Here is a 21,339-nt window from a genome sequence, read left to right on the forward strand (position 1 = left end):
GCAAGTAAATAAAATTGCAAAAGATTTCATATAAAAATTTCATGATGCTAAGTTTATTTTAGAAAAAGTAAATTTAAGGAGTTTTTATATGGGATACAAACATCTTGGCATAGATGAAAGAATTTATATTGAGAATCAATTGAAATTTAAAGTAAAAATTAGTGAAATAGCTAAAAATCTTAATCGAAGTATTAGTACTATTAATCGAGAAGTTAATAGAAATAAAGATAATAATCATTATTTTTCATTAATTGCACAAAATAAAGCAGAAAATAGAAAACAATTACATGTTTATTTTCATAAATTTAAAAATAGAGAATTAGTAAAATATGTACAACAAAAATTATTATTAGGTTGATCGCCTGAACAAATTTATGGCAGAATTAAAAATTTTCATCAAGAATGAATTATTAGTTTTAAAACAATTTACAATTGAATTTATTCTGGATTACTTGAAAAGGTTACTAGTAAAAATTTAAGAAGAAAAGGTAAGAAACGAAAATCTCAAGAAAATCGGGGTAAATTTAATGGTAAATCCATTAAAGAACGAAATGTTAATAATCGCATAACTCTTGGCCATTGAGAAGGTGATACTGTAGTATCATCACGAGGTAAAAGTAAATCATGTTTAATAACTTTAGTTGAAAGAACATCAAGATTTACTTTAGCAATATTAGTTGAAAATAGAACTACTAAAGTTATTAACAAAAATATTAGTCATTATTTATCAATTCTTCCAAATAATCTTGTTAAGACTATAACATTTGATAGGGGTAAAGAATTTGCTAATTGACAACAACTTGAAAAAAATTTAAATGTGAAAATTTATTTTGCTGATGCATATTCACCTTGACAAAGAGGTACTAATGAAAATACTGCTGAATTATACTTGTAAGTGCAAGTAAATAAAATTGCAAAAGATTTCATATAAAAATTTCATGATGCTAAGTTTATTTTAGAAAAAGTAAATTTAAGGAGTTTTTATATGGGATACAAACATCTTGGCATAGATGAAAGAATTTATATTGAGAATCAATTGAAATTTAAAGTAAAAATTAGTGAAATAGCTAAAAATCTTAATCGAAGTATTAGTACTATTAATCGAGAAGTTAATAGAAATAAAGATAATAATCATTATTTTTCATTAATTGCACAAAATAAAGCAGAAAATAGAAAACAATTACATGTTTATTTTCATAAATTTAAAAATAGAGAATTAGTAAAATATGTACAACAAAAATTATTATTAGGCTGATCGCCTGAACAAATTTATGGCAGAATTAAAAATTTTCATCAAGAATGAATTATTAGTTTTAAAACAATTTACAATTGAATTTATTCTGGATTACTTGAAAAGGTTACTAGTAAAAATTTAAGAAGAAAAGGTAAGAAACGAAAATCTCAAGAAAATCGGGGTAAATTTAATGGTAAATCCATTAAAGAACGAAATGTTAATAATCGCATAACTCTTGGCCATTGAGAAGGTGATACTGTAGTATCATCACGAGGTAAAAGTAAATCATGTTTAATAACTTTAGTTGAAAGAACATCAAGATTTACTTTAGCAATATTAGTTGAAAATAGAACTACTAAAGTTATTAACAAAAATATTAGTCATTATTTATCAATTCTTCCAAATAATCTTGTTAAGACTATAACATTTGATAGGGGTAAAGAATTTGCTAATTGACAACAACTTGAAAAAAATTTAAATGTGAAAATTTATTTTGCTGATGCATATTCACCTTGACAAAGAGGTACTAATGAAAATACTAATGGTTTAATTAGAGAAAAATTTCCTAAAAAATTTAATTTTTCAAACACTACTAAAAATGCAGTTCATAAATTTATATTGTCTTTAAACCAAAGACCAAGAAAAATACTAAATTATCTTTCGCCAATCGAATATTTGGTTAGAAAAATAATTTAGTTGCACTTAACTTTACAATTTGGCGTTTTAAAACAATTTACAATTGAATTTATTCTGGATTACTTGAAAAGGTTACTAGTAAAAATTTAAGAAGAAAAGGTAAGAAACGAAAATCTCAAGAAAATCGGGGTAAATTTAATGGTAAATCCATTAAAGAACGAAATGTTAATAATCGCATAACTCTTGGCCATTGAGAAGGTGATACTGTAGTATCATCACGAGGTAAAAGTAAATCATGTTTAATAACTTTAGTTGAAAGAACATCAAGATTTACTTTAGCAATATTAGTTGAAAATAGAACTACTAAAGTTATTAACAAAAATATTAGTCATTATTTATCAATTCTTCCAAATAATCTTGTTAAGACTATAACATTTGATAGGGGTAAAGAATTTGCTAATTGACAACAACTTGAAAAAAATTTAAATGTGAAAATTTATTTTGCTGATGCATATTCACCTTGACAAAGAGGTACTAATGAAAATACTAATGGTTTAATTAGAGAAAAATTTCCTAAAAAATTTAATTTTTCAAACACTACTAAAAATGCAGTTCATAAATTTATATTGTCTTTAAACCAAAGACCAAGAAAAATACTAAATTATCTTTCGCCAATCGAATATTTGGTTAGAAAAATAATTTAGTTGCACTTAACTTTACAATTTGGCAATTAAATAAAGATTTTAATAATTTTAAACTTAGTATATCCCTATATAGAAATTTCTACACTTTAATATCCGCATCCTACCCTTGGAACTAATTTAATAGCGTGTATATTTTTAGGAAATCCACCCATTCATTTTTTTATTGGCCAAATTGTAAAGTTAAGTGCAACTAAATTATTTTTCTAACCAAATATTCGATTGGCGAAAGATAATTTAGTATTTTTCTTGGTCTTTGGTTTAAAGACAATATAAATTTATGAACTGCATTTTTAGTAGTGTTTGAAAAATTAAATTTTTTAGGAAATTTTTCTCTAATTAAACCATTAGTATTTTCATTAGTACCTCTTTGTCAAGGTGAATATGCATCAGCAAAATAAATTTTCACATTTAAATTTTTTTCAAGTTGTTGTCAATTAGCAAATTCTTTACCCCTATCAAATGTTATAGTCTTAACAAGATTATTTGGAAGAATTGATAAATAATGACTAATATTTTTGTTAATAACTTTAGTAGTTCTATTTTCAACTAATATTGCTAAAGTAAATCTTGATGTTCTTTCAACTAAAGTTATTAAACATGATTTACTTTTACCTCGTGATGATACTACAGTATCACCTTCTCAATGGCCAAGAGTTATGCGATTATTAACATTTCGTTCTTTAATGGATTTACCATTAAATTTACCCCGATTTTCTTGAGATTTTCGTTTCTTACCTTTTCTTCTTAAATTTTTACTAGTAACCTTTTCAAGTAATCCAGAATAAATTCAATTGTAAATTGTTTTAAAAACGCCAAATTGTAAAGTTAAGTGCAACTAAATTATTTTTCTAACCAAATATTCGATTGGCGAAAGATAATTTAGTATTTTTCTTGGTCTTTGGTTTAAAGACAATATAAATTTATGAACTGCATTTTTAGTAGTGTTTGAAAAATTAAATTTTTTAGGAAATTTTTCTCTAATTAAACCATTAGTATTTTCATTAGTACCTCTTTGTCAAGGTGAATATGCATCAGCAAAATAAATTTTCACATTTAAATTTTTTTCAAGTTGTTGTCAATTAGCAAATTCTTTACCCCTATCAAATGTTATAGTCTTAACAAGATTATTTGGAAGAATTGATAAATAATGACTAATATTTTTGTTAATAACTTTAGTAGTTCTATTTTCAACTAATATTGCTAAAGTAAATCTTGATGTTCTTTCAACTAAAGTTATTAAACATGATTTACTTTTACCTCGTGATGATACTACAGTATCACCTTCTCAATGGCCAAGAGTTATGCGATTATTAACATTTCGTTCTTTAATGGATTTACCATTAAATTTACCCCGATTTTCTTGAGATTTTCGTTTCTTACCTTTTCTTCTTAAATTTTTACTAGTAACCTTTTCAAGTAATCCAGAATAAATTCAATTGTAAATTGTTTTAAAACTAATAATTCATTCTTGATGAAAATTTTTAATTCCGCCATAAATTTGTTCAGGCGATCAACCTAATAATAATTTTTGTTGTACATATTTTACTAATTCTCTATTTTTAAATTTATGAAAATAAACATGTAATTGTTTTCTATTTTCTGCTTTATTTTGTGCAATTAATGAAAAATAATGATTATTATCTTTATTTCTATTAACTTCTCGATTAATAGTACTAATACTTCGATTAAGATTTTTAGCTATTTCACTAATTTTTACTTTAAATTTCAATTGATTCTCAATATAAATTCTTTCATCTATGCCAAGATGTTTGTATCCCATATAAAAACTCCTTAAATTTACTTTTTCTAAAATAAACTTAGCATCATGAAATTTTTATATGAAATCTTTTGCAATTTTATTTACTTGCACTTACAAGTATAATTCAGCGATTTAAAAAATTATTAAATTGCTTATTTTTAAGCATTATAATTTCTTCCTTATATGGTGGTTCAGAATTATTTCAAGGAGTTTCTAAAATTTTAATTATATTAACAAATTTAGGATGATAAAGAATACTACACAAACTATCAAACCCTAAATTACCATAACCAATATTCTCATGGCGGTCTTTATGGGAACCTTTAATATTTTTAGAATCATTAAGATGAATAACAAATAATTTATCCAATCCAATTATCTTATCAAATTCTTCAATAACTTGTTCTAAATTATTAACTAAATCATAACCCGCATCATTCAAATGACAAGTATCTCAACAAACACCAACTAAATGCGAATATTTAACCCCCCGAATAATTGTTTGTAATTGCAAAAAATTAATTCCTAATTCACTACCTTTACCTGACATTGTTTCTAAAGCAATTTTAATATTTTGATTAGGCTCCAATACTTCATTTAATCCATCAATAATATATTGTAAACCAATACTAGCATCAGCACCAACACTACTTCCAGGATGCAATACGATATATTTAGCACCAATTGCTAAAGAACGATTAATTTCTGTTTTTAAAAACTCCTTAGCTAGCATATAAGTATTAGGATTAATACTATTAGCTAAATTAATAATATAGGGTGCATGAATAATAACATTATTAATATCTAAATTATGGTTGTCTAATCCTTGTTTAAATTCATCAATTTTTAACTGGTCTAAGGGCTTTCTTCTTGTATTTTGAGGAGCTCCTGTATAAAACATCATAGCATTAGCTCCATAACTAATAGCCTCATTTAATGCTCCTACTAGATAATCAGGACTTTTCATTGATACATGACAACCTAATATTAATTTATTTTTCATCAACATAATCACCTTTATATTTTAAGTTATATGCAAATTATACTATAAATTATTTTCTTATCTTACATAAAATAAGAAGTAAGGCGAATAACCTTACTTCTTAAAACTTTTCTTACGATATTTTTGAATAACTTTTTTAACTTCTTCTTTTCTTTGTTTTTTATAACCTGGTTTAATTGGTTGAGAGTGAAACTTTGAAATAACTTTTTGTAAATCATTTACTGACGCTTGGGGAATATTTTTAATAACCTTCTTTGTTGGTTTCTTAACTTTTTCATTTCATAATGTAAAATTAATTCCCTTTTTAGTTAAATATGCAATTCCCTCTTCATCTGACGAATCATAAAATAAATAAGAATATCCATGATATTTTCCTCTACCTGTTCTTCCTGCACGATGAAAATAATATGTTAAATCATACGGTAAATTTAATGAAATAATATGTGAAACTCCTGGTAAATCAATACCTCTTGAAGCAATATCAGAGCAAACAACAAATTTAAATTCAAGATTATTAATTCGTTTTAGCATTTTAATGCGTTCACGCGATTTTAAACTACTATGAATTTGTCCGACTTTAATATTTTGTTCTTGTAACAAATCAAGAACTTGGTCCATATCTTCTTTTTTATTAACAAAAATTAAACATAAAAATGGATCAACTGTTGTTAAAAGATTTTTCAAAATTTCAATCCGATTACGATATCGGGTTTTAACTAAAAAATGTTCAATATTTGTTTGAATTTTATAATCACTTAAATCAAAAATTGTCGTATTTTTTAAATATTTCTTTAAAAAATTTTGTAATTCATTATTAATAGTTGCTGAAAATACCATAAATTGTGTATTTGAAGCAAGTTTCGATAATAAAAAATCTACTTCATTAACAAAATCTAAATCAAAAACCATATCCACTTCATCCAAAACAACCATCTTACTAGTAGTTAAAGCTAACGCTTGTTCATCAATCATTCGCTTTAGGGCGCATAAAGTTTTGTTAGGTGGGAAAAGATTTGAATAAGTATTAAGACAGTCAGCAATGATTGTCTTTTTATTTTATAAGATGTTAAAAATTTGTTCTTTGAAAATTAAATACAAGTGAGTTAATAATGTTGGTATGTATTAAAAAAGCACGATAAATTGTGGGTGGTCGCCATAACCGAAAGAAGTTTACCAGTTAATAGATAACATCCTATTAGCTATAGCAATTTGTTTCGTTTTGCAATAAAAAAATGAATGGGTGGATTTCCTAAAAATATACACGCTATTAAATTAGTTCCAAGGGTAGGATGCGGATGTTAAAGTGTAGAAATTTCTATATAGGGGATATACTAAGTTTAAAATTATTAAAATCTTTATCTAATTAAAAAATAAAATTTAATAACAAAGCTTGTTAAACACTTAAATCTGCGATATATAAGTGTTTAAAAAACTAAGTTATATTAACTAAGTTAATTAACTTAGTTTATTCATAAGAAAGGTAATTTACTATGAAAAACATTGAAAACATTTTCTTAAATACTAAGAAGTATCTTTTAAAAGAAACGCAAAACGCAATGCTTATTAAAGCGCCAAAAATTCCATGATTTAATAAACAAATCGGCATTTGGTTTCCAAAGCGATTTGTTTATAAAGGAAAATACGAAAATTCAATTTGCATTGGAATAATAAAAGATAGTAAATATCAAGTAATTTCAATTAATCAACAAGAGCAAGAAACGAAGTTAATTAAAGGCCAAGATTTATTAGGCTTCTTCATTGCCGAAAAAGAAAATAACAAAAAAGATATGAATTATAACTATTTTAAAGGAGTTTAAAAATGAATATTGCAATTGGACTAATATTTATTATTATCAGCATAATGCTATCGGCATATTTTGCTTATAAAATTTATGCCAAAATAAAAATGCGAATTAAATATAAAAATGCCATTAAAAATAATACTGGTAATTTCACAAAAGACGAGAAAGTATTTATTGCTCGCTTTGAAGAATGAGTTAAAGCTCCTAATTCAAAAGAAAATAACGAGCACAAAAAATAATGTTTTGAGAAATTATTATGGAGTTCTTAAAACTGTTTGTTCCGATAGAAAAAATGCCTGCACAAGTTGCATTTATTGCCGGATTAATTATTATCATTACTTTTATTTTCGCCTTAATTTCAATTATGTATTTACCAATAAAAATGATTTTTGGGAAATAAAAAATGACAATAAACTTAAAAGAATTTAATTGAGAACAAATTAAACAAACTTTCTGAGATTTATTCATTCAAATCACAACTATCCCGGCTCATATTAGTGGTGGTAAAGAAATTGATTTAACCAAAGAAACACTTTGAATTTTAATAGCAAACATTGCTTTTTGATTCTTAACAGCAATTATGGTGTGATTTATTCTAATGCTACTTTGGAAAACCATATCAGTATTTAGATAAAAGCGAAATTAATTTCAAGAAGTTACATTAAAGAAAGGGGGTGATTATATGTTTACAACTTTCTTAGCTGAGGCACCAGCAAAAATAACAGCTAGCGATGCGATGACTAAATTGTGAAATGCAATTATAACAGCATTTACTAAAATGTGAGAAATTATTGCCGTTAATATGCCACAAGTCGGTAACTTCTTTGCTGACTACTGAATCTTCATTTTTCCATTTATTTTGGCAATATTCTTTATTTGTTTTAAAATGTTTGAAAAATTACTTGGCGCAGTCCGCTAACAAAAAATAAAGTGAGGTGCAAGATGAAATTTTGCAAATGAATAATAGAAAAAAATAACCATTTTATTGAATTGAATCGCACCTCATTTTTAATTTTATGACATTGAGGAGCAATTTGATACATTTACAACGGTTATTTCAAAAACATTGTGAGCTATTTATTTTTAGCCGGTTGTATTTTAGTTTTCCTTTTTAAAATCGGTAATTTCACACAAATTAACAAAGTGATTAACTTCTTAAAAAACTCACCATTAAATATTGTGATTGGTTCGTTAGGAACTGGAAAAACCGCCTTTCTAGTATATGCAGCAAAATTACTAAAAAAGAAGAAATATCACATCGCATCAACTTTCCCATTACTAGAAACCCAAAAATTAAGCTTAGGGCATATGGGATTATTAGACTTTGATTATCCGGTATTGCCAGACAAAACCTTACTGTTGTGAGATGAAACCAATTTATTTTTAGAAGGAACCGATTGAGAAAAAAATAATACCAAAAACGAAGAAACTGGTATTCAAGAGTATTTCGCTCTTGCACGCCATTTCGGTCATATTGTTCTCGCTAGTGGTCAAAGAGATAAACATATTTGAGTTAAAGTTCGTGATATTGCCAACAATGTGATTGTGGGAATTCGCAAAAAACCAGTTAATATTTTTCGCCCCTACTTAAAAGTCATTTATGGCACCTTTACGAGCATTGAAGAATATGAACGCTGACGAAACACCTTAATTGATGCTAAAAATAATAAAAAGGGTCGTCGCATTAAATATCGCGATATTCCTGAACTTGATATTTATTTTTTTAAACTAAAAATTCCTTTACCAATACTTAACACTTACAATTCTTTTTACCTAGCGTTTTTAAGAGATTACTTAAATTCAAAAGTGAATCCTGACTATGAAGATAAATACTATAATGACACATCAATTGATTTAGAAGACTTAGAATACTTAAAAATGGATAAATTTAGCAAATTTTTAAGAAAAATGAAAGAAAAGGAATAATGAAAAATGGAAAATCTCGCAAAAATGGCCGACTTTCTCGCTCAAATGCTTTATAAAGTTTTTGACTTAATTTGAAGTTTAGAAGTACCAGGAACAAATATTCAACTAATATTTCCTTTATTCTTAACGCTGGCTGTAGAATTTCTTATGGCAATTATTCTTGGATTTGGTAGTCAACAAGTTAATTTAGAAAAACAACGCCAATATGCGGTTAAAAATAGTGGCCGTTTAAGTGCATGAGGAAAAGTCAAAAAACAAATAAAACCAATAAAAACAAAACAAGGTAACTAACAATGTTTAAACTAATTATTATTTTTATCTTAATAACTGTTCTTGGATTATTAGCTGGTAGTCATTTTGAAACTTTAACAAACTACATTAGCGAAGGTCTTGCCAATTTCCAAAAGTTTATTACTAGTAATTTAACAATTTTAGAACTATTTAAACCAATGGCACGAACATTTTCACAACATCCAATCTTTACCATTCTTGGCGTTACTTGTGTACTTATTGCTTTATTTATTGTGATTAAAGGACGATAAAAATATGAAAGGAGAATTAAAATGAAAAAATTTTTAGCAAAATTATTTAAAAAAGATAATTTAAAAGAAAAAATGTCATTAAAATTAAGAATTAAAAATTGATTTAAAAATCATTGGTTAAAAATATTGCTTAGCATTATTTTTATCTTTATAAACTTAATACTTTGAGCTTTAACTTTATTGGATACTAAGTGAGTAATGGGAACAAATGACGAATTTATTGATTTTATTGAAAAAGATATGTATAAGTTTTTTGGTTTAAATACCGCAATTATGTTGCTTGGATTATTTGTTTATTGATTTGGTAGTGCAATATTTATTGCTTTTCAAGTTGAAAAATTAGTTTGACTTATTGTTAAGAAAATTAAGGAAAAAAGAGCTTTGAAAAATGAAACTAAACAAACTCATTAATTTTTTAAAAAGATATTGATGAATAATACTTAATTACATTATATTCATATCTTTAAGTATAGTTTTATTGTTACATACAGATATTGAAAATTTGCAACAATTTATTAAAAATTTTGGAGCAATTGGTAAGTTAATGATTATAGGTTATTCCTTAGTATGAGTAACCATAACAGAAATAGTAAACTGCTTAATTCGTTTTATGTTAAAAAATATTAAAACTAAAAGAATAATGAAAAATAAAATATTTTAAAAAGGAGTGATAAAAATGTTTATGAAAATATTTACCGTGCTAACTATTGGTTTCAATAACATTTTTACCATTCCACAAAACATTAATAATGACAAAGCAACAGCACAATCACTAATTAGAAGTAAAAGGCAAAATAATGAATCATACGAATTAAACTTAAAAAAATCAAAATTAACACTTAAATCATCAAAAGATGACAACAGCAAGTGAAATCAAAAATGAGAAATAAAAGTTAATGTAGAAAATGAATTTATGCCCAAAAACTTGCCTCCACGAATGAAACTTAATGGTTGAGAATTTTATGTTGACAAAAATGACAAGATTACACTACCAATATTAAAATCATTAGAATATGATTTAAATTGAGAAAAAAACAGTGAACCAAGATATTGAGAAAATAAAGATTTTTTATCATATCAAAATAAAAAATTAAAAAACATAAAAATGAAAGTACAAGAATGAGATAAAAATGAAAGATATGCCAAATGAAAAATATTAGAATTTGACGCACAATCAGAAATTAAACCCTCGACTGATATTGATTTGCCAGAAAAAACCACCAAATTTGATGGCAACCATAACTATAACGATGTTCTTGATAATCTTGATTACTTAATGATTCACCGTGGTGATTTTGATAAATTTAATTACTCGTATCTCTATTGAACGCCCGTATTTAATTTCATTGACACTCTAGAAAAAGGTTATTACAAAGAATTTACGATTAAAAATCACGGCTTTAAAGACGAGAGCTATTTTTATCATAAAACTTCTAGTGATAAAAATGTAGTAAATGAGAATGTTTTGAAAATTAAGGCATTTAACAAAACTCTAATTGCCGGAAATAAGTATTTACAATTGCTACACGGTGAAACCGAAATCTGAAAATATAACACTGTAAATACTAACGATTATTATTTAATTAAGTATCTCTTTGGTACCTTAAATTACCTCAATGTTAGATTTAGTTTTCTGCGCTATGACCCCAATTTAAAAAATGATATTTACCTATATTTTAAAAACAACATTCCTAGTATTAACAACAGCGATTACAAAAATGTTTTTGATGAAATCTATGAAATTCTTGGCAATTTCTTTGCTAGTTTATTTTATGCGACTTTTGATATGGACGAAAAAACTCATACCGAAATTGATTTTAAGGGTGTAGAAAACTATAAGAAGGATTACTTTATTCAAATCGGTTTCTTTTATCGTTCATTAATTACCTTTTATCCCAAAAAATACTTAGTAAATATTATAGGAAACTCAGAATTATTACTAAGAAGTTATTTCTTTACTTTTGACAAAAAAATGCACCAAGAGAATTACAATGTTATTAACAACACTAATGGCATTTATCAAATTGATTTTAATGTCCTTAAATCTTACGACAATAAACTGATTACCTTGCCAACCAGCAAGACTGCTAATAGTATTAATTATCTCAATACCGATATTGATATTCGTTATGGTATTAATATTTTTACCCTAACCTTTCCTCTTTATCACAAAGGTAATATCTCTAATTACAATTTTAAAATTTATGACTTTAATGTCTTAAATTCCACAGCCTTTATTCCTGATGGTTCCACCAACTCAGAATGAGATGACTTAATCCCGCCAGCAAATTGCAAATATTCAGGGCGATGAATACCCACATTTAATGATATTGGTTGTGCCATTCAAAATGCTAGTATTAAAATGCTAAACTGAATGCTGACAGCGTCACAAATCATTACAATTTTGCGACCATTAGCAATTATTGCAAAAGCAACAGTTAACTTTTCAACCGCCATTTTTCCAGTTTTTAAAACGGTGCCAGCTTTTTACTATACCTTTCAATTTTTAATCGGTTTTGCCATTTTTCTAATGATATTAAGAATTTTTGTATAATTATTATATATATATATATATATTAAAAAAACAAAATAAAGGAGTTAAATTTATGAAAATTTTAAATATAATAGTTCTTTTGGGGCTGACAACATTGCCAATAGTTGGGTGCTCTAAAAAAGAAAATAAACCAATATTAGAAATTAAGAATGAATCATACGAATTAAACTTAAAAAAATCAAAATTAACACTTAAATCATCAAAAGATGACAACAGCAAGTGAAATCAAAAATGAGAAATAAAAGTTAATGTAGAAAATGAATTTATGCCCAAAAACTTGCCTCCACGAATGAAACTTAATGGTTGAGAATTTTATGTTGACAAAAATGACAAGATTACACTACCAATATTAAAATCATTAGAATATGATTTAAATTGAGAAAAAAACAGTGAACCAAGATATTGAGAAAATAAAGATTTTTTATCATATCAAAATAAAAAATTAAAAAACATAAAAATGAAAGTACAAGAATGAGATAAAAATGAAAGATATGCCAAATGAAAAATATTAGAATTTAAAAATAATTAAACTGTTAAAATCACTACCCCCAAAATGTAGCTTTATATGACGATACTGCTCTTAAACAACTAAGTAAGCAACTTTTTATTTTTTCTCTTTTATATTTTGACAAAACAAAAAAACAGTAATTAATTAAAATTACTGGTTTGAATAGTTTGCTTATTTTTCAAAAACAATTAAACTATTGAAGTATTAATAATTTTTTATTGTGTAAAAATTCAATAATATGATAAAATGAAAATGAATAAAAATGACAATAACAAGAAAGGCAGGGTTAGTTTAATAATTAAATAATATAATTAGCTGATTGTTTTACTTCTTCAAAGCAATACCTAAGAAAACTAAACGCGACCTTCGCTTTAATCTTGTTGGTGTTCCAATAACTAAATGCGGATAATTAGTATTAAACTTTTGCTTTTGTTGCTCTAAATCTTGACCACCAATTAAATTAGCAATTTTCAAATTAGGATTATTTTTAATAAATTTTTGACTAACATTATATATTTGCACCGCTAACTCTCTTGTTGGTACAATTATAATTGCTTGCGTCTTGTTAATCGTTGGATTAATTTTACTTAAAATTGCTAATAAATAACCAACAGTTTTCCCAGTTCCTGTATTGGCACTAACAATAACATTTTGTCCCTTAACCATTAAAGGCAACATTTTCTTTTGAATATTTGTTGGAGCAACAAATTTTAATGAATCAATTGTTGCTAACACTTCATTACTTAAACCAATATCTTGAAATCTCATTACTACCACCTCTAAATAGTTTTATTAAAACTATTATTTTTTTCAAATCAGAAGTAATTATACCACAAAAATAAAACCGCAGAGAATTTACCCTACCTATCGTTCATTAAGAAATCACAATATATTTTTATAAATTAATTAACTAGTTGTTGCAATTGGTAAATTAACTGGTATTAAATTAGTTAATATACCATTTATTTTTCTGTATCCAATAATTCTAATTTTTGCAAATTTTGAAGTTGTTAAATCATAAGGTTGTGTAATAATCTTATCATTTACAAAAATTCAAACTCCGATATCAAAATCATTTTCAGTTAAAGCATTATTAATTTTTGTAAGTTCTTTAAAAACTTGTGGTTTTAATGCATTTTTTACTTCAGTTAAATCAACTTTGAAAGGATTTTTAGCAATAATCTTTGTTGGTGATTCAATTGAACTAATACTATAAATTCCTTTTTCAATTTCTTTTGATTTATTGTCATTATTGCAAGAAACAACAATAGACTTGGTACATAACTATAACATTTTATGCCGACTAAACTATAAAATTCATTTTTATCTTTGTATTTATCTAACATTTGTATTTCATCTAAAAAATAATTATCAAAATAGTAGATAAAATTAAAGGTTATGTACCAAGTCTATTATATTTTTTTGATAGCTTAGAATTTTCTAGTTTTAATGATATTTTTAAAATTGAAATTTCTTTAGGGATGGTTACTTTTTATTTAAATGATGAACAATTGATTAAGTTTAGATGATTAGATGGTTGAGCCAAAGATTTTATTAATACCTTTTTTGGACAAATTAATTATTATGGTAATACTTTCGATTTTTTACGATACGATGACAAATTAAAATCAGATTTTAAAGATTTTATGCTTTATTATCAAAAAAATTTAACTATTGATTTTATTAATGGTTTATTTAATAAAATTTATAAAGTTTTAGGTGACTTTTTTGTACAATTTTTTTATTCGAGTTTTGATATGGATGCTTCCACTTATGTAGAATTAGATTACAAAGGAATGAAACAAATCCCTAAAAATGTTTTACAAATGGGATTTTTCTATCGTTCCTTAATTACCTTTTATCCCAAACAGTATTTAATTAACTTTGGTTCCACAATCGAAAATAGTAAGAATATGATTTTTCGTTCCTATTTTTTTGTTAAAGATAAACAAACCGCCAATGGTTTTAACACTGGTAAAAGTTCTTATCAAATAAATTTTAATGTGTTAAAAGCATATGATAACCAATTATGGAATGTTACTAGCAATAAATTGCATTTTTACAATGCCAAAGTTGATGTCATGTATGGAATTAATATTTTTACACTAAGTTTTCCGCTATATAAAAAGAAAAATGAAAGTACTGAATATCATTATTCTTTATACGATTTTAACATTTTGAATTCAACAGCTTTTATTGGTGGCGGAATAAGTGGTAATATGGATGATTTAATTCCGACGCCTAATTGTTCTTATTGGGGATTATTTAGTGCTATATCTTGTGGTATTCAACACGCTTCTGTTAGTGTGTTGAATTGATTACTTGGTCTTTCTGGAATTAATCTTTTAATTCACCCTCTTGCAGATATTGCCAAAACGACGATTAATTTTACCAAAACTGCCTTTCCGGTATTTGAAGTTATTCCAGCATTTCAGATGTTATTTGAATTTGTAGTGCCATTAGCAATTTTATTAATGATATTAAAAAAGTTCTCTTAAATATTTCCAATATTTTTTATAATAGACTTGGTACATAACTATAACTAGCTTAATTCAAAATTATATATTCCTGAAATTAAGTTAAATCGTAATCCAAATCTTCTAATCTTATTGCGATAACGATAAACTAGTATTTTAAATCTTTTTAATCTAGCAAAAACATGTTCAATGGCAATTCTAACTTTACTTAAAAAGCTATTATATTCCTTTTTATCTGGATTTAAGGGATTATTTTTACTCTTTTTAATTGGCAATAATGTATTTTTATGAACATTTTGCAAACCTTGATAGCCTGAATCGGCAATTAATTCTAATTTTGGATTTATAAGTGTATTTGATTTTAAAAATAACTTATAATCATGAATACTGCCATAACAAAAATCTACTGAAATAATTTTATTGTTAAATAAATCAATAATTATTTGCGATTTTAATGAATGTTGCCTTTTCTTACCAGAAAATAATAATTTTAGTTTTTTTTAATTCTTTCAATTGGAATTTCTGTAGCATCAATTGCTAATAAATTATTATTAGTAACTTTATGTTCCAATAATATCTTTTTGCCAGGTATATGAAAGTGACTATTTTTTATTAGAGTATTTTCAACTCAAAAGATATTACGAATACAACTAACATGACTAATATTATATTTTTTTGCAATAATACGATATGTACTATATTCTTTTCAGTATTCTAAAGTCATAAGTAATCTTTGCTCTATTGATAATTTATTTGGTCTACCACCAATTTGTTTTTGTTTAGCTTTAGCTTCTTTTAAAATTTCTACCATTTTCATGAAAGTTTTATATTTTATGCCTATTAGACTATAAAATTCATTTTCGTCTTTGTATTTATCTAACATTTGTACTTCACCTAGTAAATAATATTATCAAAATAGTAGATAAAATTAAAGGTTATGTACCAAGTCTAATATAATTCCTTTGAAAGGAGGATTTTTCTTTATGCGAAAATTTTTATCAGCTTTAAATTTAGTATGTGTAATGTTTGTTTTTGGTTGTAGTAAAAATAGTAATGTTTTAAATAAATATGAGGGCGCATAAAGTTTTGTTAGGTGGGTAAAGATTTGAATAATTTTGAAAGAAAAGCAACTAAAAATTTATTACCTTTTTACTTGAAAAATAATTAATAAAACAAAATATTTAATATTAACAAACATATTCTTAATAAAAAGGTTATAAAAACTAAGTAAAATGCTTATAAAAACAACATTAAAATAATTTTTTACAACAAAAATCATACATAAGAAATATATACTTAATTTGCATATTGAAATAATTTATAGTAAATGACTATTTTTTCTTTTTTAAAAAATACCTAAGAAAACTAAACGCGACCTAAATATGATTTAAAGTTTACTAGTATTCAAAATAGTGGTTTAATTATAATCCCTAATGTAAAAAGTGTTATGATTGATTTTACTAAAAGTGATATTTTATTACCTAATTTTCTATTACCACAAAAACAATTTTATTTAGCTAGTTCAGAATTTACTAATCTTTATAACAAAAATGGTGTTTATAAAAAAATAAATGGTTATCGTATTTATAATTTTACTTATGATGTTGATAGTTATTGACTCGAAGAAATTGTTAATGTTAAAATTTCATTTGAAAAAGTTTCAAGTCTTTATCGTATAGTTTTATTTTCTGCCGAAATGCCTCATTAATTTAGTAATTTAATAACCATTCTTGAAAATCGTATTTTTGTAATACGATTTTCTTAATTTAAGGAGTTTTAAAATGAAATATATTATTTCTCAAGCAGATTTAGCAGATTTAAAAGCAAAAATCCAAAGTTGACTAAGTGCTAATTGCCGCAATCCTTATTACTATAAAACTAAAAAACGCATTACTGCCTATTTAAACTTATGTACTTATTTCTATATTAGACTTGGTACATAACTATAACATTTTATGCCGACTAAACTATAAAATTCATTTTTATCTTTGTATTTATCTAACATTTGTATTTCATCTAAAAAATAATTATCAAAATAGTAGATAAAATTAAAGGTTATGTACCAAGTCTAATACTTAAAATAGTTACGCTTAAAATTATTACTCCTAATAAACTAAATAATTTTTTCAATTTTTTACCCTCATTTTTATTTTTTATTAATATAATTGACATTATATGTATGCAAAGATATTTAAATTAATCAAAAGCAAATTAAACTATCAACACTTCTCTCACCAAATTTCAGTCTGTTAATCTTTTTAATTTGGAATTTAATTATAAAATATTTCTCAAACTTTCAATAAAAATGATTTTTCTTAACTTCTTTTAAATTTGTTATTTTTGAAATAAAATTAATAAATAGAAAAAACTGTAAAACTTGAAAGTTTTACAGTTTTTATTAAATACTTATTTCAATTAAACTAAATCTCAATTTGCAATCCTTGCAGTCTTATGCTTTTAAAAATTCTATTTATTCTCTCTTCACATATAAACTAAACAATCAGCTGGTTCACCACAAGCACAAGTACCAGCATTTTCTTTATCTTCTTTAAATTCTACTTGCGCATCAAAAAATTCTGAATAACCGGTTTCAATTGATTTATTTGCTAATGGTCCTTTATTAACAGCCATAATAATTGTTTTTCCTTCGCTTAATGCTGATGTAACTAAATCAACATTACCATCAAAGATTTCTACAACATTTTCTAAATTTTTAGGCATTACTATAACTCCTTAAAATTATGTCTTCCTTACTAATTAATAGCTTCAATAGCCACAGTAATAACTTTTCTTAAAGCATCACAAGAACTATTAAATTGTTCTTGTTCTTGTTCACTAATATCCAATTGTACTACTCTTTCAATGCCATTACTTCCTATGACTGCGGGAATACCTGTATAAATATCTTTTTGGTGATATTCACCGTTTAAATAAGCACCAACAGGTAAAATCACTTGTTCATCATTTAAAACTGCTTTAACAATTCTTGCTAAACAAACACCAATTCCATAATGAGTAGCTTTTTTTAATTTAATTATTTCATAAGCTTTTTGAATAACTAATTTATGAATTGATTTTAATGTTTCATCATTAATTAACTGGTTTTTCTTTAAAGTCATTAAATTTTCAGCACCAACAATTGCTTTGGAGTATAATGCAACAGATGAATCACCGTGTTCACCAGCAATATATGCGGTCACCGATGTTGGTGAAATTTTAAAATGTTCTCCTAAAGCAAACATTAATCGTGAAGAATCAAGAATTGTTCCTGATCCAAAAATACGATTTGTAGCAAAACCACTAACTTTTTGAGCAACAAATGTTAATACATCAACAGGATTAGAAGCAATAATTACAATACCGCCAAATCCAGAATTTTTAATTTCTTTCATAATATTACTAATTATTTTAGCATTATCAACTACTAAATCTAGTCTTGTTTCATCAGGTTTTTGCGGACGACCTGCGGTAACAACAATAATATCAGCATCTTTACAATCAAGATACGAACCGTTTGTTACTTTATGAAAGGGTCTTTCTTGTCATGCTAAAGTATCTTCAAAGTCTAATCTATTACCGTGGGCAACATCTTGAAAAGCATCAATTAAAACATATTCTGATGCTAAACCAGTATTAATGCAAGAATACAAGAATGATGAGCCTACTGCTCCACAACCAACTAAAACTATTTTTCTTCTATTATTCAATATTACCTACCTCCTATTAAGTTTATTTTATCATTTTTTTAACATAAATTATTTTACAAATATTAAATCTCTTGAAGACTTAGTTAATATTTCATAACCTTTCTTAGTTACTAAAATATCATCTTCAATTCTAACACCACCTAATTGAGGAATATAAATTCCTGGTTCAACAGTAATTACCATTCCTACTTCTAAAATAATATCCGAATTATTGGTTATATATGGATATTCATGAACTTCAATGCCTAAACCATGACCAGTACTATGAGTAAAATATTTACCATAACCTTTTTTAGTAATATATTCACGACATATTTTGTCAATTGTACCTGATGATATTCCAGGAGCAATCGCCTTAATTCCTAAATCTTGAGCTTCTAAAACAATCTTATAAATATCTTCCAATTTTTTATCTAGTTTATTACCAATAACAAAAGTTCTTGTCATATCAGAACACAATCCTTGATAAATAACACCAAAATCACAAGTGATAATTTCATTATTATTTATTACTTTATTAGTAGCCCTACCGTGGGGTAACGATGAACGAACGCCTGATGCTACAATGCAATCAAAACTCGGTTTTTCACCACCAAATTTAAGGAAATTATCAATAATAATTCTTTCTAATCGCTTTTCAGTCATATTAGGCTTTACTTTTTTAATAATTGCTTTAAATGTTTTATCACCGATCTTAGCAGCCTGTTTTAATTTTTTAATTTCATCCTTAGTTTTAATCATACGGATTTTATTTACTAATACAGCTTTTAATGAAACCGCTAATTTTTCACTTCAAGTTGTAAATAAAGCATATGAAGTATATTCGCTTTCAAAGCCTAATGTTATAATGTTATATTTCTTAATTAATTCATTTAATTGTTCATAAATATTTTCCATTAAAATAATGTTATCAATATTTTTTGCTTGCATTTTTCCATCTTCAATATATCGTCCATCTAAAATTAAAAACGACTTTTCTTTAGTAACTAATAAATATCCTGCTGTTGAAGAAAATGTTGTATATCACAAACGATTATAATCAGATGTAATTAATAAAGCATCAACTTTTTGTTCTTTTAATAGTTTTTTAACAATTTTATGTTGCATAATATTTATCCTTTCGTATTAATAAATTAAATATAAGCTGAATTATACTTGTAAGTGCAAGTAAATAAAATTGCAAAAGATTTCATATAAAAATTTCATGATGCTAAGTTTATTTTAGAAAAAGTAAATTTAAGGAGTTTTTATATGGGATACAAACATCTTGGCATAGATGAAAGAATTTATATTGAGAATCAATTGAAATTTAAAGTAAAAATTAGTGAAATAGCTAAAAATCTTAATCGAAGTATTAGTACTATTAATCGAGAAGTTAATAGAAATAAAGATAATAATCATTATTTTTCATTAATTGCACAAAATAAAGCAGAAAATAGAAAACAATTACATGTTTATTTTCATAAATTTGCCAAATTGTAAAGTTAAGTGCAACTAAATTATTTTTCTAACCAAATATTCGATTGGCGAAAGATAATTTAGTATTTTTCTTGGTCTTTGGTTTAAAGACAATATAAATTTATGAACTGCATTTTTAGTAGTGTTTGAAAAATTAAATTTTTTAGGAAATTTTTCTCTAATTAAACCATTAGTATTTTCATTAGTACCTCTTTGTCAAGGTGAATATGCATCAGCAAAATAAATTTTCACATTTAAATTTTTTTCAAGTTGTTGTCAATTAGCAAATTCTTTACCCCTATCAAATGTTATAGTCTTAACAAGATTATTTGGAAGAATTGATAAATAATGACTAATATTTTTGTTAATAACTTTAGTAGTTCTATTTTCAACTAATATTGCTAAAGTAAATCTTGATGTTCTTTCAACTAAAGTTATTAAACATGATTTACTTTTACCTCGTGATGATACTACAGTATCACCTTCTCAATGGCCAAGAGTTATGCGATTATTAACATTTCGTTCTTTAATGGATTTACCATTAAATTTACCCCGATTTTCTTGAGATTTTCGTTTCTTACCTTTTCTTCTTAAATTTTTACTAGTAACCTTTTCAAGTAATCCAGAATAAATTCAATTGTAAATTGTTTTAAAACTAATAATTCATTCTTGATGAAAATTTTTAATTCTGCCATAAATTTGTTCAGGCGATCAACCTAATAATAATTTTTGTTGTACATATTTTACTAATTCTCTATTTTTAAATTTATGAAAATAAACATGTAATTGTTTTCTATTTTCTGCTTTATTTTGTGCAATTAATGAAAAATAATGATTATTATCTTTATTTCTATTAACTTCTCGATTAATAGTACTAATACTTCGATTAAGATTTTTAGCTATTTCACTAATTTTTACTTTAAATTTCAATTGATTCTCAATATAAATTCTTTCATCTATGCCAAGATGTTTGTATCCCATATAAAAACTCCTTAAATTTACTTTTTCTAAAATAAACTTAGCATCATG

29 protein-coding genes are annotated in these 21,339 nt (G+C 25.2%); 17 read left to right on the forward strand and 12 right to left on the reverse strand.

Features of this window, described 5'->3' with window-relative positions:
* Positions 1 to 88: 88 nt before the first annotated feature.
* From ACFEL5_RS06970 to ACFEL5_RS06980, 3 genes are all read left to right on the forward strand, one after another.
* Entirely contained in the window at positions 89 to 895 is an 807-nt protein-coding gene (locus ACFEL5_RS06970; RefSeq protein ID WP_375315319.1) for an IS30 family transposase, read from the forward strand.
* 90 nt (positions 896 to 985) lie between these two features.
* A complete protein-coding gene (locus tag ACFEL5_RS06975; RefSeq protein WP_338966716.1) occupies positions 986 to 1,930 on the forward strand; it encodes an IS30 family transposase in 945 nt (314 codons plus the stop codon).
* A gap of 86 nt (positions 1,931 to 2,016) precedes the next feature.
* The gene (locus tag ACFEL5_RS06980) at positions 2,017 to 2,574 is read left to right on the forward strand and encodes an IS30 family transposase (RefSeq protein WP_375315750.1); all 558 of its coding nucleotides are present in this window, start codon (positions 2,017 to 2,019) and stop codon (positions 2,572 to 2,574) included.
* Positions 2,575 to 2,764: 190 nt separating this feature from the next.
* Here the strand turns inward: ACFEL5_RS06980 and ACFEL5_RS06985 are convergent, their stop codons facing one another.
* The 4 genes from ACFEL5_RS06985 to ACFEL5_RS07000 form a co-directional block, all read right to left on the reverse strand.
* Positions 2,765 to 3,409: an IS30 family transposase gene (locus ACFEL5_RS06985; RefSeq protein ID WP_375315320.1), complete on the reverse strand. Its 645-nt coding sequence runs from the start codon at positions 3,407 to 3,409 to the stop codon at positions 2,765 to 2,767.
* Positions 3,410 to 4,354 carry an IS30 family transposase gene (locus ACFEL5_RS06990; RefSeq protein WP_375315321.1) on the reverse strand — a complete coding sequence of 315 codons (945 nt, stop codon included), beginning with the start codon at positions 4,352 to 4,354 and terminating at the stop codon, positions 3,410 to 3,412.
* 76 nt (positions 4,355 to 4,430) lie between these two features.
* The gene (locus tag ACFEL5_RS06995; protein WP_375315322.1) at positions 4,431 to 5,336 is read right to left on the reverse strand and encodes a deoxyribonuclease IV; all 906 of its coding nucleotides are present in this window, start codon (positions 5,334 to 5,336) and stop codon (positions 4,431 to 4,433) included.
* A gap of 93 nt (positions 5,337 to 5,429) precedes the next feature.
* Positions 5,430 to 6,308, reverse strand: coding sequence for a helicase-related protein (locus tag ACFEL5_RS07000; protein ID WP_375315323.1), 879 nt, complete (start codon positions 6,306 to 6,308; stop codon positions 5,430 to 5,432).
* Positions 6,309 to 6,826: 518 nt separating this feature from the next.
* On the opposite strand from ACFEL5_RS07000, the gene ACFEL5_RS07005 reads away from it, so the two are divergent.
* The 10 genes from ACFEL5_RS07005 to ACFEL5_RS07050 all read left to right on the forward strand — a co-directional run bounded on the left by ACFEL5_RS07005 (position 6,827) and on the right by ACFEL5_RS07050 (position 12,689).
* Positions 6,827 to 7,153: a hypothetical protein gene (locus ACFEL5_RS07005; protein ID WP_375315265.1), complete on the forward strand. Its 327-nt coding sequence runs from the start codon at positions 6,827 to 6,829 to the stop codon at positions 7,151 to 7,153.
* A gap of 2 nt (positions 7,154 to 7,155) precedes the next feature.
* A complete protein-coding gene (locus tag ACFEL5_RS07010; protein ID WP_342278158.1) occupies positions 7,156 to 7,377 on the forward strand; it encodes a hypothetical protein in 222 nt (73 codons plus the stop codon).
* A 17-nt stretch (positions 7,378 to 7,394) separates the two neighbouring features.
* A complete protein-coding gene (locus ACFEL5_RS07015; RefSeq protein WP_375315266.1) occupies positions 7,395 to 7,538 on the forward strand; it encodes a hypothetical protein in 144 nt (47 codons plus the stop codon).
* 282 nt (positions 7,539 to 7,820) lie between these two features.
* On the forward strand, positions 7,821 to 8,057 hold the full coding sequence (locus ACFEL5_RS07020; RefSeq protein ID WP_342189962.1) for a hypothetical protein: 237 nt from the start codon (positions 7,821 to 7,823) through the stop codon (positions 8,055 to 8,057).
* A 23-nt stretch (positions 8,058 to 8,080) separates the two neighbouring features.
* Positions 8,081 to 9,064, forward strand: a complete 984-nt coding sequence (locus tag ACFEL5_RS07025; RefSeq protein WP_375315267.1) for a hypothetical protein — start codon at positions 8,081 to 8,083, stop codon at positions 9,062 to 9,064.
* Between the two features lie 6 nt (positions 9,065 to 9,070).
* Entirely contained in the window at positions 9,071 to 9,355 is a 285-nt protein-coding gene (locus tag ACFEL5_RS07030) for a hypothetical protein (RefSeq protein ID WP_342189513.1), read from the forward strand.
* Positions 9,356 to 9,357: 2 nt separating this feature from the next.
* Positions 9,358 to 9,606 (forward strand): hypothetical protein, encoded by a 249-nt coding sequence (locus tag ACFEL5_RS07035; RefSeq protein ID WP_215826579.1) that lies wholly within the window; start codon positions 9,358 to 9,360, stop codon positions 9,604 to 9,606.
* Positions 9,607 to 9,627: 21 nt separating this feature from the next.
* Positions 9,628 to 10,017: a hypothetical protein gene (locus ACFEL5_RS07040; RefSeq protein ID WP_375315268.1), complete on the forward strand. Its 390-nt coding sequence runs from the start codon at positions 9,628 to 9,630 to the stop codon at positions 10,015 to 10,017.
* A 265-nt stretch (positions 10,018 to 10,282) separates the two neighbouring features.
* Positions 10,283 to 12,160 carry a hypothetical protein gene (locus ACFEL5_RS07045; RefSeq protein WP_375315324.1) on the forward strand — a complete coding sequence of 626 codons (1,878 nt, stop codon included), beginning with the start codon at positions 10,283 to 10,285 and terminating at the stop codon, positions 12,158 to 12,160.
* 52 nt (positions 12,161 to 12,212) lie between these two features.
* A complete protein-coding gene (locus tag ACFEL5_RS07050; RefSeq protein ID WP_375315270.1) occupies positions 12,213 to 12,689 on the forward strand; it encodes a hypothetical protein in 477 nt (158 codons plus the stop codon).
* A 303-nt stretch (positions 12,690 to 12,992) separates the two neighbouring features.
* Here the strand turns inward: ACFEL5_RS07050 and ACFEL5_RS07055 are convergent, their stop codons facing one another.
* Both ACFEL5_RS07055 and ACFEL5_RS07060 read right to left on the reverse strand, forming a co-directional pair.
* On the reverse strand, positions 12,993 to 13,436 hold the full coding sequence (locus tag ACFEL5_RS07055; protein ID WP_375315325.1) for a DEAD/DEAH box helicase: 444 nt from the start codon (positions 13,434 to 13,436) through the stop codon (positions 12,993 to 12,995).
* 380 nt (positions 13,437 to 13,816) lie between these two features.
* Positions 13,817 to 14,014 (reverse strand): hypothetical protein, encoded by a 198-nt coding sequence (locus ACFEL5_RS07060; RefSeq protein ID WP_375315326.1) that lies wholly within the window; start codon positions 14,012 to 14,014, stop codon positions 13,817 to 13,819.
* A 135-nt stretch (positions 14,015 to 14,149) separates the two neighbouring features.
* On the opposite strand from ACFEL5_RS07060, the gene ACFEL5_RS07065 reads away from it, so the two are divergent.
* Entirely contained in the window at positions 14,150 to 15,166 is a 1,017-nt protein-coding gene (locus ACFEL5_RS07065; RefSeq protein ID WP_375315327.1) for a hypothetical protein, read from the forward strand.
* Between the two features lie 44 nt (positions 15,167 to 15,210).
* On the opposite strand, the gene ACFEL5_RS07070 is transcribed toward ACFEL5_RS07065, so the two are convergent.
* Entirely contained in the window at positions 15,211 to 15,633 is a 423-nt protein-coding gene (locus ACFEL5_RS07070; RefSeq protein ID WP_342224593.1) for a transposase family protein, read from the reverse strand.
* A gap of 2 nt (positions 15,634 to 15,635) precedes the next feature.
* Positions 15,636 to 16,028, reverse strand: a complete 393-nt coding sequence (locus ACFEL5_RS07075; protein ID WP_375315019.1) for a transposase family protein — start codon at positions 16,026 to 16,028, stop codon at positions 15,636 to 15,638.
* 564 nt (positions 16,029 to 16,592) lie between these two features.
* Between ACFEL5_RS07075 and ACFEL5_RS07080 the strand changes: the two genes are divergently transcribed.
* Together ACFEL5_RS07080 and ACFEL5_RS07085 are read left to right on the forward strand one after the other, a co-directional pair.
* The gene (locus ACFEL5_RS07080) at positions 16,593 to 16,853 is read left to right on the forward strand and encodes a hypothetical protein (RefSeq protein ID WP_375315328.1); all 261 of its coding nucleotides are present in this window, start codon (positions 16,593 to 16,595) and stop codon (positions 16,851 to 16,853) included.
* A gap of 73 nt (positions 16,854 to 16,926) precedes the next feature.
* The gene (locus tag ACFEL5_RS07085) at positions 16,927 to 17,088 is read left to right on the forward strand and encodes a hypothetical protein (protein WP_375315329.1); all 162 of its coding nucleotides are present in this window, start codon (positions 16,927 to 16,929) and stop codon (positions 17,086 to 17,088) included.
* A gap of 523 nt (positions 17,089 to 17,611) precedes the next feature.
* Here the strand turns inward: ACFEL5_RS07085 and ACFEL5_RS07090 are convergent.
* Genes ACFEL5_RS07090 through ACFEL5_RS07100 form a run of 3 tightly spaced genes read right to left on the reverse strand, consistent with a single transcriptional unit; the run spans position 17,612 to position 19,959 of the window.
* Entirely contained in the window at positions 17,612 to 17,866 is a 255-nt protein-coding gene (locus ACFEL5_RS07090) for a hypothetical protein (RefSeq protein WP_342190143.1), read from the reverse strand.
* Positions 17,867 to 17,898: 32 nt separating this feature from the next.
* On the reverse strand, positions 17,899 to 18,855 hold the full coding sequence (locus ACFEL5_RS07095; RefSeq protein WP_375315773.1) for an L-lactate dehydrogenase: 957 nt from the start codon (positions 18,853 to 18,855) through the stop codon (positions 17,899 to 17,901).
* Positions 18,856 to 18,900: 45 nt separating this feature from the next.
* The gene (locus tag ACFEL5_RS07100) at positions 18,901 to 19,959 is read right to left on the reverse strand and encodes a M24 family metallopeptidase (protein WP_338967885.1); all 1,059 of its coding nucleotides are present in this window, start codon (positions 19,957 to 19,959) and stop codon (positions 18,901 to 18,903) included.
* A 144-nt stretch (positions 19,960 to 20,103) separates the two neighbouring features.
* Between ACFEL5_RS07100 and ACFEL5_RS07105 the strand changes: the two genes are divergently transcribed.
* On the forward strand, positions 20,104 to 20,334 hold the full coding sequence (locus tag ACFEL5_RS07105) for a helix-turn-helix domain-containing protein (protein WP_375315330.1): 231 nt from the start codon (positions 20,104 to 20,106) through the stop codon (positions 20,332 to 20,334).
* Positions 20,335 to 20,346: 12 nt separating this feature from the next.
* Here the strand turns inward: ACFEL5_RS07105 and ACFEL5_RS07110 are convergent, their stop codons facing one another.
* Positions 20,347 to 21,291, reverse strand: a complete 945-nt coding sequence (locus ACFEL5_RS07110; RefSeq protein ID WP_338966716.1) for an IS30 family transposase — start codon at positions 21,289 to 21,291, stop codon at positions 20,347 to 20,349.
* Between the last annotated feature and the right edge of the window lie 48 nt (positions 21,292 to 21,339).

This window comes from Spiroplasma endosymbiont of Tipula paludosa (genome assembly GCF_964264785.1).
In the GTDB taxonomy this organism is placed as follows: Bacteria; Bacillota_I; Bacilli_A; order Mycoplasmatales; family Nriv7; genus Nriv7.